The organism is Roseibium sp. AS2, assembly GCF_038900065.1.
Taxonomy (GTDB): domain Bacteria; phylum Pseudomonadota; class Alphaproteobacteria; order Rhizobiales; family Stappiaceae; genus Roseibium.
This window is the reverse complement of record NZ_JBBMQN010000003.1, coordinates 13369-29670: the sequence shown is the minus strand read 5'-3', so window position 1 is coordinate 29670 and position 16302 is coordinate 13369. Positions and strand designations below refer to the sequence as shown.

The 16302-nt window shown below is 62.5% G+C and carries 15 protein-coding genes; 13 read left to right on the top strand and 2 right to left on the bottom strand.

Going from position 1 to position 16302, the window contains the following annotated elements; translation table 11 throughout:
• Positions 1-6 precede the first annotated feature (6 nt).
• From WNZ15_RS09095 to WNZ15_RS09060, 8 genes are all read left to right on the top strand, one after another.
• Positions 7-324: a cupin domain-containing protein gene (locus WNZ15_RS09095; protein WP_342892651.1), complete on the top strand. Its 318-nt coding sequence runs from the start codon at positions 7-9 to the stop codon at positions 322-324.
• Positions 325-349: 25 nt separating this feature from the next.
• Complete coding sequence (gene kduI / locus WNZ15_RS09090) at positions 350-1174, top strand: 5-dehydro-4-deoxy-D-glucuronate isomerase (RefSeq protein ID WP_342892650.1); 825 nt, start codon at positions 350-352, stop codon at positions 1172-1174.
• A complete protein-coding gene (gene kduD, locus WNZ15_RS09085; RefSeq protein ID WP_342892649.1) occupies positions 1171-1899 on the top strand; it encodes a 2-dehydro-3-deoxy-D-gluconate 5-dehydrogenase KduD in 729 nt (242 codons plus the stop codon). Before kduI ends, kduD begins: the two co-directional genes overlap by 4 nt.
• A complete protein-coding gene (locus WNZ15_RS09080) occupies positions 1889-3334 on the top strand; it encodes a mannitol dehydrogenase family protein (RefSeq protein WP_342892648.1) in 1446 nt (481 codons plus the stop codon). The genes kduD and WNZ15_RS09080 overlap by 11 nt, the downstream gene beginning before the upstream one ends.
• Positions 3331-4527, top strand: coding sequence for a mannonate dehydratase (gene uxuA / locus WNZ15_RS09075; protein WP_342892647.1), 1197 nt, complete (start codon positions 3331-3333; stop codon positions 4525-4527). The genes WNZ15_RS09080 and uxuA overlap by 4 nt, the downstream gene beginning before the upstream one ends.
• 37 nt (positions 4528-4564) lie before the next feature.
• Positions 4565-4750, top strand: coding sequence for a hypothetical protein (locus WNZ15_RS09070; RefSeq protein WP_342892646.1), 186 nt, complete (start codon positions 4565-4567; stop codon positions 4748-4750).
• 79 nt (positions 4751-4829) lie between these two features.
• Positions 4830-5375: a heme NO-binding domain-containing protein gene (locus tag WNZ15_RS09065; RefSeq protein ID WP_342892645.1), complete on the top strand. Its 546-nt coding sequence runs from the start codon at positions 4830-4832 to the stop codon at positions 5373-5375.
• Positions 5372-6724: an ATP-binding protein gene (locus tag WNZ15_RS09060; protein ID WP_342892644.1), complete on the top strand. Its 1353-nt coding sequence runs from the start codon at positions 5372-5374 to the stop codon at positions 6722-6724. Before WNZ15_RS09065 ends, WNZ15_RS09060 begins: the two co-directional genes overlap by 4 nt.
• A 36-nt stretch (positions 6725-6760) precedes the next feature.
• On the opposite strand, the gene WNZ15_RS09055 is transcribed toward WNZ15_RS09060, so the two are convergent.
• Positions 6761-8263 carry a hypothetical protein gene (locus WNZ15_RS09055; protein WP_342892643.1) on the bottom strand — a complete coding sequence of 501 codons (1503 nt, stop codon included), beginning with the start codon at positions 8261-8263 and terminating at the stop codon, positions 6761-6763.
• A 286-nt stretch (positions 8264-8549) separates the two neighbouring features.
• Here WNZ15_RS09055 and WNZ15_RS09050 point away from each other — a divergent pair, with 286 nt between their 5' ends.
• Entirely contained in the window at positions 8550-9224 is a 675-nt protein-coding gene (locus tag WNZ15_RS09050) for an OmpA family protein (protein WP_342892642.1), read from the top strand.
• On the opposite strand, the gene WNZ15_RS09045 is transcribed toward WNZ15_RS09050, so the two are convergent.
• Positions 9217-10470 carry a caspase family protein gene (locus WNZ15_RS09045; RefSeq protein ID WP_342892641.1) on the bottom strand — a complete coding sequence of 418 codons (1254 nt, stop codon included), beginning with the start codon at positions 10468-10470 and terminating at the stop codon, positions 9217-9219. The two genes, WNZ15_RS09050 and WNZ15_RS09045, sit on opposite strands and share 8 nt — an antisense overlap.
• Before the next feature lie 287 nt (positions 10471-10757).
• On the opposite strand from WNZ15_RS09045, the gene WNZ15_RS09040 reads away from it, so the two are divergent.
• From WNZ15_RS09040 to WNZ15_RS09025, 4 genes are all read left to right on the top strand, one after another.
• Positions 10758-12722 carry a bifunctional diguanylate cyclase/phosphodiesterase gene (locus WNZ15_RS09040; RefSeq protein WP_342892640.1) on the top strand — a complete coding sequence of 655 codons (1965 nt, stop codon included), beginning with the start codon at positions 10758-10760 and terminating at the stop codon, positions 12720-12722.
• 254 nt (positions 12723-12976) lie between these two features.
• Positions 12977-13954, top strand: coding sequence for a response regulator (locus tag WNZ15_RS09035; RefSeq protein WP_342892639.1), 978 nt, complete (start codon positions 12977-12979; stop codon positions 13952-13954).
• 97 nt (positions 13955-14051) lie between these two features.
• Entirely contained in the window at positions 14052-15071 is a 1020-nt protein-coding gene (locus WNZ15_RS09030; RefSeq protein WP_342892638.1) for a response regulator, read from the top strand.
• Positions 15068-16276, top strand: coding sequence for an HD domain-containing phosphohydrolase (locus tag WNZ15_RS09025; protein WP_342892637.1), 1209 nt, complete (start codon positions 15068-15070; stop codon positions 16274-16276). The genes WNZ15_RS09030 and WNZ15_RS09025 overlap by 4 nt, the downstream gene beginning before the upstream one ends.
• Positions 16277-16302: the final 26 nt, after the last annotated feature.

Here is a 16302-nt window from a genome sequence, read left to right as displayed (position 1 = left end):
GAAGCCATGTTCGTAAAATCGTTTCCCGAAGTCTCTGCCGATCCCGGCATCCGCCGCCAGGTGCTCTCGGACAGTGCCGAGCTGATGATGGTGGCGTTCCGTTTTGAGGAACAGGGGGCCGAAGGCAAGCTGCACAATCACCCGCATGTCCAGTCCACCTACGTGGAGAGCGGCGCGTTCCGCTTCTCGATCGACGGCGAGGAATTCGAGGTCGGTGCGGGCGACAGCTTCGTCATCCCGTCCGGCGCCACCCACGGCTGCGTCTGCCTGACACCCGGCACCCTGATCGACACATTCTCGCCGCGCCGCGACGATTTTCTTTAACTCAACTCCAGACCGGAGAATTCTCATGCCAAACGTAGAAACCCGCTATGCCATCGATCCGGAAACGGCCAAGGCCCTCGATACCCAGGGTCTGCGCGATCACTTTCATGCGGACGGCCTGTTCGAGGACGGCAAGATCAATCTTGTCTACACCCACTATGATCGCCTGATCCTGGGTGGCGCGGTTCCGGCCGGCGGCGATCTGGTTCTCGATCAGGTCAAGGAAGCGGGGACCGCCTCGCTGCTCGACCGGCGCGAACTCGGTGTCCTGAACATCGGCGAGACCGGCACCGTGAGTGCCGGCGGCAAGAGTTACGAGGTCGCCCGGGGAGACGTGCTTTACGTCGGCATGGGGTCGGGCCCGGTGACGTTTTCCGGCAAGGGCCGGTTCTACATCCTGTCCGCACCGGCCCACAGGGCCTGTCCGACAAAACTGATCACCGTGCAGGACGCGCGCCGTGTCGAACTCGGTTCGGCGGAAACCTCCAACGAGCGGGTCATCCTGCAGTTCCTGCATCCGGATGTCGCCGAAAGCTGCCAGTTGCTGATGGGCTATACCCAGTTCGCGCCGGGATCGGTCTGGAACACCATGCCCGCCCACGTGCACGACCGGCGCATGGAGGCCTATCTTTATTTCGAACTGGGTCCCGACCAGCGCGTGTTCCATTTCATGGGCAAGCCCGAGGAAACCCGGCACCTGGTGATGGCCAACGAGGAGGCCGTGATCTCGCCGCCATGGTCGATCCACTGCGGCGCCGGCACGGGGGCCTATACCTTCTGCTGGGCCATGGCCGGTGACAACGTCGATTTCACGGACATGGACATGGTTGCCATGGGGGATCTGCGATGAACGCATTTTCGCTTCAGGGCAAGCGGGCCCTCGTGACCGGTGCCAATACGGGCATCGGCCAGGCGATCGCGATCGCCATGGGCGCCGCCGGTGCGGAGGTGCTGTGCGCTGCCCGCCGGGATTGTGACGATACGCTTTCTAAGATAAACAAGGGGCGCCACGTGGCGGTGGATTTCGCCGACCCGATGGCGGCCGCGCCACTGTTCGAGAACGAGGCAATCGATATCCTGGTGAACAATGCCGGGATCATCCGCCGGGCCGATTCCGTCGACTTCACCGAGGCCGACTGGGACGCGGTCATGGACGTCAACCTGAAGGCCGTGTTCTTCACCTGTCAGGCGTTCGGAAAAGCCGCGCTGAATGCAGAGCGTCCGGGCGCGATCGTGAACATCGCCTCGTTGCTCTCCTTCCAGGGCGGCATCCGGGTGCCGTCTTACACCGCCTCCAAGCATGGCGTTGCCGGCATCACCAAGCTGCTGGCCAACGAGTGGGCGGCGAAGGGCATCAACGTCAACGCCATCGCACCGGGTTACATCGCAACCAACAACACCGAGGCCCTCAGGAACGATCCGGACCGAAACCGGCAGATCCTGGAACGTATTCCGGCAGGCCGCTGGGGTGAGGCCGGCGATATCGGGGAGGCGGCCGTCTTCCTCGCCTCGCCGGCGGCGAAATACATTCACGGCACCGTGCTCAACGTCGATGGAGGCTGGCTTGCCCGCTGATCTGCCCTGCCTGTTCCGCAAGATAGATCCGGCGCCGAAGGCCGGTATCGTTCACCTGGGCCTGGGGGCCTTCTTCAGGGCCTTTGGCGCGCTCTACATTCAAGAGGCCATGGCCAGATCCGGCGGCGACTGGGGCATCATCGGCGTCAGCCTGAAGAGCCCGCGCATGCATGACCAGCTTGCGCCGCAGGACTTCGTCTATACTGCCCAGGAACTGGGTCCGGACGGCGAGACGCTGCGCCAGGTGGAGTCCGTGGTCGATGTTCTGGTCGCGCCGGAAAACCCGGAGGCGGTGCTGGCCGCGATGGCGGATCCGGCCATCCGGATCGTCAGCCTGACCGTTACGGAAAAGGGCTATTGCCACGACCCGGCCACCGGGCGGCTGAACCTTGAGCATCCCGACATCAGGGCAGATCTGGTCAATCCCGTGCCCGTTTCCGCTCCGGGATATCTGGTGCGCGCACTGGCCCGGCGCAAGGCGGCCGGACTGCCGCCCTTTACCGTCCTGACCTGCGACAACCTGCCTGAAAACGGCCGGCTGGTGCGCGGCATCGTCCTTGAATTTGCGCAGGCGATCGATCCGGACCTCGCGGTCTGGATCGAAAGCGAGGGGAGGTTCCCCGCCACAATGGTCGACCGCATCGTACCGGCCACCAAACCGGAAGACGTGGACGCTCTCGCGGCCAAGACCGGTGTGATGGATGCAGCGCCGGTCCTGCACGAGCCGTTTCGGCAATGGGTGATCGAGGACGATTTTGTTGTCGCTTACGGCGCCGATGCGCGGCCGGATCTGGGCGCTGTCGGTGTGGAACTCGTCGCGAATGTGACCCCGTATGAGCATATGAAACTGCGCATGCTCAACGGCACACATTCCTCTCTGGCCTATCTCGGCTATCTGGCCGGACATGAAACCATTGCCGAGACGGTTGCGGATCCGGTGTTCGAGCGGTTCGTGAAAGCTTTGTGGCGGGCCGAGATCATTCCCTCGTTCCAGGCGCCGCCGGGGGTCGATCTGACCAACTATGCCGACGCGCTTTTCGCCCGCTATGCCAATCCGGGTATCCGGCACCGCACCTGGCAGATCGCCATGGACGGCAGCCAGAAGCTGCCGCAACGCATTCTCGGGACGCTTTCGGACAATCTGGCGGCCGGGCGCAGCTCACCGGGCCTGACGACCGCCGTGGCGGCCTGGATGATTTATGTGAGCGGCACGGATCTCGGCGGCCGGCCGATCGACGTGCGCGACCCGCTGGCGGAGCGCCTGCATGCGCTGTCGGAAGCGGCCAAGGACACGGCCGGCGGTGTCGAGGCTCTTCTGGGCGTCACCGAAATCTTCGAACCCGGCCTGGCCGGTGCGCTTCGGCCCGGTCTGATCAGCGCCTGCGGGAGCCTGCGGGAAAACGGTGTGCAGGCCACGCTCGAGGGTCTGGAATGATCGAAGGCTGGCGATGGTACGGAGCCTACGACCGGATCTCCCTGAATGAAATCGCGCAGACGGGGGCCGCCGCCATCGTCACCGCCCTGCACGAAATTCCCTATGGCGAGGTCTGGCCGCGACAGGCTGTTGCCGGGACACGGGACCGGATCCGGTCCGCGGGGTTCGACTGGACGGTGGTCGAAAGCCTGCCGGTCCACGAAGCGATCAAGCGCGGCGAGGGGGATCTCGCCGGACTGTTCGCGAACTACCGGCAGTCCATGGCCAATCTTGCCGCGGAAGGCATCAAGGTCATCTGTTACAATTTCATGCCGCTGCTCGACTGGACGCGGACGGACCTGGCCGCCCCGGCGGCCCGGGGCGGCACCTGTCTGCGGTTTTCGCTCACCAAAATGGCGGCCTTTGAAATCCTGATGGTCAAGCGCAAGGGAGCGGAAGCGGATTATCCGGCGGAGACCGTCGCCGCTGCCCGGGCCTGGCACGAAGCGGCGACGCAGGAAGAGCTCGACCGGCTTCACACCGCGATCATGGCGGGCTTGCCGGGGGCGTTCGACCGCTACGGCATCGCCGGCCTGCGCGACGCGCTTGCCCGCTATGACGGCATCGACCGGGACACGCTGAGACGCAATCTCAAGCGCTTCCTGGAGGAGGTCGTCCCGGCGGCGGAAGACCTCGGTCTGCGCTTCGCCATCCATGCGGACGACCCGCCGCGCGACATTCTGGGACTGCCCCGCATCGTCTGCGATGGGGAGGATATCGGCTGGATCCTGTCGGCAAACAACAGCCGGGCCAACGGTCTGACGCTCTGTGCCGGATCTCTCGGGGCCAATCCGGCCAACGACGTGCCGGCAATCGCAGCGAGATTTGCCGACCGGATCCATTTCGCCCATCTGCGCAATGTGGCCAAGGATCCCGACGGCTCGTTCGAGGAAGCCGCGCATCTGGGCGGCGATACGGACATGCCCGCATTGATCGCGGCATTGCTTGGTGAAGAGGCGCGCAGGCGGGAGCAGGGACGCGCGGATGACAGCATCGTCTTCCGGCCCGACCACGGTCATGAACTGCTGGACGACGGCACCCGGGACACGCATCCGGGATATCCGCTGGTGGGACGCCTGCGCGGCCTTGCGGAACTTCGCGGCGTCATCGTGGGACTGGGCCACGCCGCGGGACCTCTTTTCCCGGCTGTGTAAACGGGCCGTCAAGACGGACAGCGACGGCAGGCAGTACATGACGGGCATTTGCGAGGTCGCGGGTCTTGGCGGTTTCGAGGGGACTTACCGGGATGGGACATCCGGCTACTACCTCAGCAAGCCGGTCGTCGATGACGATTCAAAGGGCGTGGGCCCGCTGATGATGTGCGCAGCCCTGTCGATCATGAACCGGAAACCGGAACAGCTGGCCGCGGCGACCTGAAACAGGGTTCCCAAACGGGGATAGGTTCCGTTCACCTGTGCGTGATAATTTCCCACCAAACAATGCTGGAGAGCTGGCAATGAAGGGAATTGTCTTCAACGAATTTTTCGGACTGGTGGATGAAACCTTCGGTCCGAACATGACCGAGACAATAATTGTCGATGCGGACCTTCCGAACGAAGGCGGGTATACCGGGGTCGGCCATTACGATGCCTCCGAAATGCAGTCGCTGGTCGGGCACCTGAGCGCCCGCACCGAGGTTCCGGTCCGGGACCTGCTGCTTGCCTTCGGAAAATACCTGCTGAAATCGTTCAGCCGGAACCATGCAAATTACTTTCAGTCCTGCAGCGACATTTTCCAGTTCGCTCAGGCCGTTGAGCACCAGATCCACGTGGATGTGCTCAAGCTGTACCCGGATGCCGAATTGCCGCGTCTTGCGCCAACTCTGGAAAGCGAAACCAGGCTTTCGCTTCTGTACCGCTCCAGCCGGCACATGGCCGATCTGGCGGAAGGCCTGCTGCTGGGGGCCATTGAGCACTACGGCGACACTGTCGATCTGGAACGCACCGATCTGCCCGATGAAGACGGCGATCAGGTCGCGCGGTTCACGCTCAGGAGGAGATGACCCTGGAGCAGCTTTCCTATGAAGCCCTGGAGCGCCGCCTCGCTCGTGAGAAAAAAGCCCGCCTGGCCGCGGAAGGGCTGCTGGAGAAAAAGAGCCTCGAGCTCTTTCAGGCCAATCAGGACGTCGCGGAGCAGGCCGAACTGATCGGCCGCGAACGCGCGGTCCTTGGCGCCGTTTTCGACGCACGTCCCGCCGCGCTCGTCCTGACCAACAGCGGGCTCGAGGTCGAACGCCTGAACCCGGTCGCACGGCGGCTGTTCGCCTTGCCGGACGGCGCCGCGCCGGGCCAGTCGCTGCCGGACCTGCTTTCGGGATCCGCCGGCTTTCTGGACTGGGTCCGGGCACGTGCCGGGGCGCAGCCGGAGATCGATGACAGCACCGCGGAGGGATTTGCCAGGCAGGCGTCCGGCGAAGAGATTCCGGTCAGGATCTCCTGTTCGCTCATAGGATACAATGACCTCAGGCTCTGGATCATTCTCGACATTCGGCGGCATCTTGCCGCCGAAGAGGAAAAGAAGGTTCTGGAACGCAGTCTTGTTCAAGCGCAGAAGATGGAAGCGCTGGGCACGCTCGCCAGCGGCGTCGCGCATGAGATCAACACGCCGATCCAGTATATCGGCGACAACGTCAGCTTCCTTCAGGAAGTGTGCGGGGCCGTCGGCGCGTTTCTCGGCGCCGTCGACGGCGCGTTGGCAGCAGAGGGTGAGCCGGTCAGCCGGGAGCAACTGGCGGCGACCCTGGCTGGCAAGCGCGCGGAACTCGACATCGATTACCTGCTGGAGGAAACCCCCTCGGCAATCGCGCAATCCCTTCACGGACTGAAACAGGTTGCCTCGATCGTGTCCGCCATCCGCGAGTTCTCGCATCCCGGCGATACGGAAATGACGCCGGTGGATCTGAACGCGGTGATCGATACCACCCTGTCCGTTACCCGCAACAGCTGGAAAAACATCGCCGAGGTCGAGCACGAGCTGGATCCCGATCTTCCCGGCGTGCTCGGCCATGCGGGGGACCTGCATCAGCTCGTCCTGAACCTGATCGGCAACGCCACCGACGCGATCGCCGAACGGGCCCCCTCCGGCGGCGGGAAAATCCGCATCTCGACCGGCCTGGAACGGAACAATGTCGTCATCCGTGTGCAGGACAACGGCACCGGGATCAAGGATGCGGACCGGACCCGTGTTTTCGATCCGTTTTTCACGACCAAGGCCCCGGGAAAAGGCACCGGCCAGGGCCTGGCAATCGTCTTCAAGATCGTGAATGTCGGCCATGGCGGCCAGATCTCGGTCGACAGCACCTGGGGCGAGGGCACCACGTTCACCATCCGCTTGCCACGAAGCGAGGGCTGACGGGGAAGGGCCTTCATAGGCTCCCTTGCCGCCGGCTCACCGGCAGAGGACGTATTGCCTGAACTCCTCTTCCGGCAGGCCCAGAGCAAGCAGCAGGTCCGGTTCGATGCCGGCAACGTCCCGACCGAGAAGGTCCTTGCCGGTGCGCCTGATGGCCTTCCTGGTATTGGGGCCGAGCGATCCGTCCGGCTTGCCCGAAGTGATGCCTTTTGCGTTCATGGACGCCTGCACCTTGCGCACCAGCCCGGCATCGTATTCGTCAACCTGGCCGCAGAATTCTCCGGGAACACCGCTCAATGCGAGACTGGCGGGGATGCTTTTGAACATGGCCGCGTAGTCCCGGAATTTCTCGGCGAACAACTGCATGTAGTGAAGCATGGCGACACGGTGCGTGAAATCTTTCAGGGCCAGGCCGACTTCCGTGTTGTCGAGGCCGACGGCAATGCGCTCCATCACGGCGACGTCGGAGGGGCGGAAGCGTTTCAATCTGCCGCGCTTCTGCAGCTCGTAGATGTCGTTTTGCGCAAATTCTTCCAGCAGGCATTTGCTTTCACCGCTGCAGACATACGATTTCCATTCGCCGGTGCCGTCGCTCCTGACGCCGAGGCAGACGAAATTGCGCCCGACCACATATGTCAGGAACGTCCTTTCGTTCGACTGGAGATTGGCCAGGAGGTCGGGCGCGACCTCGTTGTACCGGCCCCTGTAGATATTGGCGCAATAGGACAGCATCTGGGGGCGGGTCATGTCCAGAAGCGGGGTGTTGGTGCCGACCACGAAGATGTGTTCCGATGCCATCTCGGCGAGCGAGGGATAATACATGCTCTCCGGAGCCGTCCGGTACATGCTCTGCAGAAAGCCGATGCCTATTCCCGAGTTGAGGAAATAGGCCGTGACTTCGGTCACGGCCGAGTTCAGCGCTCTGACGACCCGGTCGACCTGACCCGCGTCGTAGGTGCCTTCCGGCAACTGGAAAAAGGGCTGGTGTATGCCCAGCCGCGCAGTCTCATGCGCAAACCTGCGCGGAAAGAAGTAGCCTTCGTAGCGGGTGTAACCGGCCAGGAAGATCATCGAACACGCGGATTCGCACACAGCGTTTTCCGGTAGCAGCGTGTGGAAATTTTGACCGGCGATATACTTGCCGATGGCCAGCGCTTCCATCAACTGCCCGCCCGGGCTGTCGAGCATGATGACGTTGTTGTAGGGGCAATATCCGGGACGCAGGCAATCGGAAAACCCCGATGTCTCGACCAGCGTCTTCAGCTTGTCCAGGTCCCCCTTTTCGATCTGGCCCTCGATGGAAATCACCCGGCCCGTCTTCAGGCCGCCCCAGGCCGGACCGATATGCAGCGTCTCGTAGGTATGCGCCCCGTCGCCGGATATGCCGTCGTCGAAATAGGCAAGCGAAGCGTCCTTCACTGCGGCCCTGGATGTAAAGCTCGCCTTCATGCCCGTCAGGAAGGAAAAAGCCTCCTCGGTCACGGTTCCGAGATTCAGCAGGTCGTAGCCTGGCCCCGAGGCCGGGTTGGTGTCGAGCAAGCGGATTTCCGCTGCTTGCCCGCGTATCGGTGCCGTTAGGAGGCAAACGGCCAGGAGAAAAATTCCCGCCCGGGTCGGTTGCCTGCCTGAAAATCGAAACAGTCTGGAAATCATTGCAGAGGCCCCCCTCAAAAAATTCACTGTCGCTCCGGCTCAATAAATCAATTCCCTGCCGGGACTGCCAGCCGCAAGCCGCGTCACGCATCGTCTTTATGTTGCGCCGAGGCTATGATAATTTATTCATGGATATTTGAAGGCATTTTGTTTCCGGTTCAGGACCCGATTGATGAATGTTTCGACACTTCTTGTTCTGCTGACGCTCTTTCCGCTGCCTGCAGTGGCTCAGTCAACGCTTTCGCTGGACGATTTCGATCTCGGTCCGGATCCTGCACCGGTCGAGGGCAAGACGGCTCCGCTCGCGGCCCCCCGGCAGGCAGCATCGGATATGGAAACCTGTCTTCTGGACCCGTCCGCCTGCGAAAATGATGAATTCAGGTCCGGCACGTCCTTCTCGCTCGATGACGTCGTCAATCTGGGGATCGTCGACCGGGAGGAGGTCGCCGCCACGCGGCCTGCGCAGGACGGGACTGTCGCAAAGGTCACGTCCGCACCATTGCCATCCATCGATGTCGAGATCCTGTTCGACTACAACTCGGCGGACCTGCGTCCGGACCAGATCACCAAGATCGCCGAACTTTCGCGGGTTATCGGCCAGGAAAAGTTCAAAAACTACCGCTTTCTGCTGCTCGGTCACACGGATGCCAAGGGCAGCGCCAGCTACAATCTTGCGCTTTCGCAAAGGCGTGCCCAGACGGTGGCGACCTTTGTCGGCGCCAGCGCCGGACTGCAGGCGCAACGGATCATCGCCACCGGCATGGGCGCGTCGAAGCTGAAGGCCGCCACCGATCCCTACGGCGCGCAGAACCGGCGCGTTCAGCTCGTTCTCGTGCCCGTCAATTGATCCTGAATTCGGCAAAGTGATAGGTAACGAGCTCAGGCGCGGTGCCCAGGGTGCCTGAAAAGACCTCACGGGCCAGTTGTCCGGCGACCTGGCGCAGGACGTCCTTTTTCCGGGCATCCGGCAGGGCGGTCCCCAAGGCGCAGAAGAACCCGATGCGATTGGGTCCTTTTTCATCCTGTTCCTGCACCAACAGGCCGTAGCGTGAGCCCGGTGAAATCTCGTAGCGCACGAGGTCGCCGCCCAGGTCCACCGTCTTGAAGAACCGGGTCGGGATCGGCGTGATCCGCAGCGATGGCGAGATATTGAAGAAATCGGGAGCGCAGGCTTGCGGCACGTCCGCGAGAACGGAGACCTCCTCGCCAACGGCGACCGACCCGGGATAGACCGCCAGCAGTGTCCTTTGGTCCCGGCGGACAGGCGCGGTTGATCCGGTCCGCATGAAGTAGAATTCCGTCTGCATTTGGGAGAGCTGTTGTGGCCGCTGTTGACCGTTGGTCTCGGCAAGAACATCGCGTGTGACGCGTTTCATCAGGACCGAGACCTCGGTATCAGCGGTCGCCATGTGGCGGCCCAGGGCCTTTGCGAAGGGCGAGTTCTGACCGGCGCCATCGGCGGCGACGGAATTGGGCAGGGTGGCATAGGTGACCATCATGTCGCCAACGGTACGGATGGGAGCCAGTCCACGGGTGATCCCGGCCGACCGGCCAGTGGAATTGCCCTGGGTCAGCAATTCCTCGGCGAACGGATTGTTCCGACAGGCATCGATGAAGAGGAGGCTGATCGGGACCTCCTCCATCACGGTCATGAAGGATTTCAGCTGCATTGTTTCCCGCTCAATCGAGGTTGGAGTGCGCAAATCCGCATCCACCGGGATCAGGTAGTTCTGCCCGTCCTTCTGGATCCCGTGACCGGCAAAATAAAATGCGACGACGTCAAGGTCCGGCGCGCGGGCAGCCAGATCGTCGAGGGCACGTCCCATGCCGTTTTCGTCGAGGTCCAGCTGCAGGGAAACGTCGAAACCGGCCTTTTCAAGCGATCCGGCGATCAGTTCGGCATCGCGCCCGGGGTTGGCCAGACGCCCCGCGTTCTGATAGGCGGAGTTCCCGATCACCAGCGCAAACCTGTTCTCCTCGGCCTGCGCCGTCTGGGTACAAAGACCGGCTGCTGCAACGAGAGCGGCAACGAACCCGATCCCCAGTCGGCGCAGGCGCTGAACACCCCGCAGGGTATGTGAAAACCGGCCCATCCTTCATTCCTTTCACAACGTATCGCGAAATGATGCGACTGAATTTGACTGAAGTTATTCCATCCGAAGCGGTTTTCTTCAATGGCTACCCGGTTGAACGGACCGGATCCGGTCTCCGGCGTGGTTCATGTCCGAAGACCGGCCGGGCCGGGGACAGGCCTGCCGGCCCGGTCTCCGAAAACATCGTCCCCAAATGAGGATATCGGTCCGGAAGACGATGGGCGCATATAGCCGCCGATGCCACGCGGGATCTTCAGGACCTTTCGGGCAGCAGCGGAGACTTGAACATGGTCGGCAGAAATCTCCTTCCCGGTGCGCCCGGAAGCGCAGCCCTTTTGATTTGCGGGATCGGTGCCGTTGTGTTGCTGGGCGGTGTACTCGGTTTCCTGAGCTCGACCGACGCGCTCAGGACACAAAACGCGCGTCAGCAGGCCTTGGCCTATCTGTTCCATGCGCCGGCCGAACTGACCAGCCTTCAGTCTGTCCTGCTGACCGCCTCCGGTGATGCGAACCGCAATGGCGCGCGCGAAGCGCAGCAGCATTTCCAGAAGACGCTGGACGGTTTTCAGGCCGTGGCTGCCCAGGCACCGCCTTTGCCCATGGCGCCTCACGGCGACCTCCGGGACCTCCTGTCAGGCATCGCCGATGACCTGAAAAAGGTCCGCGAGGACGTTGCAGTTCTCGAACATTCCGGCCCGAAGGCCGATGTCGTTGGTCTTGCCGGGAGGATCGGTGACGCCGGCGAGAAGTTCGACGCCGTCGACTGGGACCGGATCGAGTCCCTTGCCGCCCAAAACCAGGAAGCATTCGACAACCGGGCCGACCGGCAACTCCTGCTGCTGATCGCGATCCTTCTGGTCATTCCGGTGCTGCTTCTGGTGAGCCTGTTTCAGGGCTGGAGCATCCGGCAACAACGGCGGGCGCTTGAACGCAGCGACACCCGGTTTCGCCAGATGTGCAATACCGACACGCTTACCGGCCTGGAGAACAGGGAAGCATTCCTGGAACGGGTCAACGAAGCGTTCACGGACCGGCCGGAGGCACAGGGCTATGGCGTGGTCGTTCTGAAAATCAACGGCCTGAACAATCTCAATGTCCAGTTCGGCTACAGTTTCGGAGATCAGGTGATCGGGATGCTCGGCCAGGACCTGTCGGACTATGCCGGGTTGCTGCACCATCGCAACATGATCGCGCGGACCGGCGGGGCGGAATTCTCTCTGCTGGTCCGGGGCGTGGAGACCGTCACCGAATTGCGCATTCTGGCGTTGATGCTGCTTGCGATCGTCAGCGCGGCCAAACAGTGCGGCGACATGTGTATCAGTCTGCAGGGGCATGCGGGCGTCGCGCTTGGCGGCCCGGCGGTGGGCTGCGCGCGCGACCTGTTGTTGCGGGCGGACCTTGCCATGCAGGAGGCCGCCACTGAAAGCGCCGACGGTGTCGCGGTCTATTCCCAGCCCTTGCGGGCGGCTCAGCTGCGCAAGAAAAAGATCGAGGACGAGCTGCAGTCGGCAATTGAATTCAATCACATCTACCCGGTCTATCAGCCGCAATTCGACCTGCGGACCGGCAAGATGGTCGGTATGGAAGCACTTGCGCGCTGGAACCATCCCGAACTCGGCATGATCCCGCCGCCGGAATTCATCGCCGCATCCGAGCGGGTCGGCGGCATTGTGCAGATCGGCCGGCATATCCTGAAGACGGCCTGCGAGGATGCGGTGACCATGCGCGGCAACCCTTGTGTTTCCGTCAATCTGTCCGTCCTGCAGATCGTTCAGGACGATGTGCCCGAATTCGCCAGGAGCGTGCTTCTGGAGACCGGCCTGGATCCGGGGCGGCTGAAGCTGGAAGTCACGGAATCGGTCATTATCGGCGACAGCAGAACGGTCTATGAAACACTGACCCGGTTGAAGAGGCTCGGTATCGCCATTTCGCTGGACGATTTCGGCACGGGCTATTCCGCGCTGTCCTATCTGACCGACTTCGACTGGAACGAATTGAAGATCGATCGCAGTTTCGTTGCCAAGGCGCTTCAGAGCAACCGGGCGCGGGACGTTGCCAGGACGGTCGGCGCGCTGGCGAAGCAGATGGATGCGCGGCTGACCGTGGAAGGGATCGAAACATCCGGCCAGCGGGACCTGTTCGCCTCGATCGGCTATCAGGTTGCCCAAGGGTACTTCTACAGCAAGCCGCTGTCCTTCGGTAAAATGAACAATTCGCCTTATGTGCTGACCACCCGTGATCGGCTCAACTGAGAACACTCGAGCTTGATGGGACCTTGTCCGACCGCTCCTGAAGACCGATCCCGCTTTCCGGAAAGCGGGAACGACATCAGGTCGGACAGGGTCCCGTCAACCCAGGCCGTCAACCCAGGCCGTAAAAACAGGCCGTAAAAACAGGCCGGCAAGACTGGCCGGCAACACTGGCCTGCAACACAGGCAAACAGGTATCGGTTCAGGAAAGGTCGATCATTATACAATTGCTTACCTTGTGAAGCTAACGTTGCGGGATGAGTGGTGACAGGAAGCTTGTTCTTTTCGTTGACGACGAGGCGATGATGCTGAGTTCCCTGCGGCGGGTCCTGAGACCGCAGCAGGAACGCTGGGACATGCGCTTCGAGAGCGATCCGCGCGCGGCGATCGAGCTTGCGAGTGAAACGCGGTTCGACGTGATCGTCAGCGATCTCAGGATGCCGGTACTGAACGGCATCGAGATGATCGGCCGAATGCGCGAGACAGGCTCGAACGACACCGAGTACATGTTGCTGACCGGCAACGCCGACCTTGCCTCCGCAATCGATGCGATCAATGAAACGGGGGTGTTCCGGTTCCTGACAAAGCCCTGTGCGTCGGAGAACCTGATCGAGGCCATCGAGGTGGCCCTGGCCGCGGTAGCGGCCCGGCGGGAGCAACCGGGCCACATGGCGACGGCGGCTCTTGCGGCCATGACCCCCGCCGTTGCGGTCGTCGACGGTGCCGGCAAGGTCGTCTATTTCAATGAAAGCGCCGATGAGGTTCTGAAGTCCCACCGGGGCATCGTGGTCGACAGGAACGGCACGGTCTACGTGTCCGGGACCCAGGCCCGTACCGAATTCCGCGAGGCGGTGAAAAAAGCGGCCGAGGAAATGGACGTGTCGCCGAGGTTCGTCACGGTGTCCGATCCGGAGGATTTCGAACCGCTGATGGCGGTGATCACGCCGGTCGGCCAGGGACGGGCAGCGATCATGTTCACCGTTCCCGGCCGGTCCGTGCCGCCTTCCGTCGACAGCCTTGTCGAATTGTTCGGCCTGACCCGTGTTGAAGCGGTGCTTGCCCAGACCATCGCAAGCGGGGGAACCGTCGAGGACGCGGCGACGAACTGCAATGTGACCCTGGAGACCGCTCGGACCTACCTGAAACGCATTTTCCAGAAACTGGGCGTGAGACGTCAGGTCGACCTGGTGCAGCTGATCCTGACAACGCCGGCCGCTCTGATCCGGTCCCGTTAGGAGCTTGCCTGCGGACCGTCCCCAATTGGGGATACGCAGAGCTTCCCGTCCCCGCTATCTTCGCGCGCAACAACCCTGATGGAGCGTGAGAACTGCGATGACGAGAAAGGTGAGCGTCCTGTTTGTCGATGACGAGCCGAACATCCTGAGCGCGGTGCGCCGGCATGTTCGCCGATACCGCGATGAATGGGATCTCCATTTCGCGCAGGGCGGCGTCGAAGCGGTCAGGGTGATCACCTGCGAGACCGTCGACATCATCGTGACGGACATGAAGATGCCGGAAGTCGACGGCACCCGCCTGCTCGAGTGGATCTCCGAGCATCACCCGAAGATCATCCGCTTCGTGCTGTCGGGCGAAGCGAAGCCCGACGAGATCTACCGCATCGTCGGACGCAGTCACCGTTTTCTTGCCAAACCCTGCTCCCCGGAAGCCATCGTGGCGGGCATCCGCGATGTCGTCGATGCCCAGCTTCACGACCAGCTCGAAAACGGCGCGGTCGAGATGTCGATGCTGGACAGGCTCGGAACCCCGCCGGGCATCGTCACCGAACTGCAGGCGCATTTGGAACAGGAGGAACCTTGCCTGGACCGGATCGCCGATATCGTCCGCAAGGACCCGAGCCTGTCCCTGCGCATGCTGCAGTTGTGCAACTCGGCCTATTTCAAGCAGCCCTTCCCGACGTGCAGCATCCGAAAGGCCGTCTCGCATGTGGGCGCGGACAGGCTGCGGGAGCTGCTCGAGGCCGGCAGGCTCGGTCAGCAGAGCCGGGCGAAAGCGGGCGAAAACGCTGCCGTTACGGAAGCGCATTGCCTGGCCAGGGCGACGATGGACGCCTGCGCCGAGCTGACACAAAAGCCCGACTCGCTGTCGGCGGCCTATGTGGTCGGCCTGGGGCTTCGCTGCAGCGCGGTCGATGCCTCCGGCACGCTTGCGCAGGCGGCGTTGCGCGCCGCCTTTCTGACGGTTCTTCTCGGACTGCCGGAAATTCTGAAAAAAACGCTTCTCGGGCTTGCCGAAACCAATGCGCAAGCTCCCCAGGAACACTGGCCGAAACTGATCGCGGGCGCCATCGCCGCGCAAGAATTCCAGACCCTATCGAGCGAGGCAGTCACATGAGCGAGAACCGCAAAGTCCTTCTGGTGGACGACGAAGTTCACGTCCTTCACGCGGCAAGCCGGGTCCTGCGGAAATTCGTCGACGTGACGACCGCGGACGGTCCCCAGGAAGCCCTCAAGCAGATACAGACCAACGGGCCGTTCGCGGTTGTGGTGAGCGACCAGAACATGCCCGGGGTCGACGGCATAAAGCTGCTCGGGATCATCGCCCGGAAAGCACCGTCGACCACGCGGGTCATGCTGACGGGCAACAACGACCAGCAAACGGCGGTGAGCGCCGTGAACGACGGCCGCATCTTCCGCTTCGTGACGAAACCATGCGATTCGGAGGATCTGAAAAAGGTCATCGAAGCGGGGATCGATCATCATCAGGCCATGGTCGCGGAGCGCGAGCTGCTCGAACAGACCCTGTCGGGCAGCATCAAGATGCTGGTCGAGATCGTCGCCATGTCCCGCCCCCACGCGCATCTCAGGGCCTCGCTCATTCAGCGGTGGGCGCGCATGGTCAACAAGGCGCTCGGATCGAAACCTTCCCTGGAGCAGGGAATCTCGGCCATGCTGTGCACACTCGGTTACCTGACACTGCCGGACAGTCTCGCCGACCGCTACCTGAACGGCGACAGCCTGACACCTGAGGAAAAGCGTGTCGTCAACGAGGCGGCGGCCCAGGCGCGCGACCTGGTGCTGAACATTCCCCGCATGGAAGGCATCGCAGATGCCATCTACTACTGCAGGAAAGGCTATGACGGCAGCGGCTTTCCGGCGGATGATGTGGCGGGGGAAAACCTGCCGGAGGCGGCCAGGATCCTGTGCGCGCTCATCGATCTCGCCGAAGTGGCGACGGGGCCGGCACCTTCGTTCGAGGAGTGCATGGCGGAGCTGGAACAAAATGCGCCGCGCTACGATCCCGCCATCCTGGAAGCCATGCATCAGGCTCTTGGCGGAGATCAGGTGTTCGCCGGGAATGCAGAAGCGGAAAAACTGAAGGTTTCGGTCACGGAACTTGCTGCCGGCGACACGCTTGCCTCCGATATTCGCGATGCGGAAGGACGGCTTCTGCTGGCCGCGGGCAGCCCGTTGAGCGCAGTGACCATCAAGAGATTGCGCTCGGTGGAATCCCTGAGCGAGCAGGATGCCCATATCGTGGTCTGGCGCCAGAGCTTGGCGCCGTCCGAGACCGAAAGCGACCCGGCCTCCGTTACCTGAAAATTCACCATCACAGAAAGGAGGAC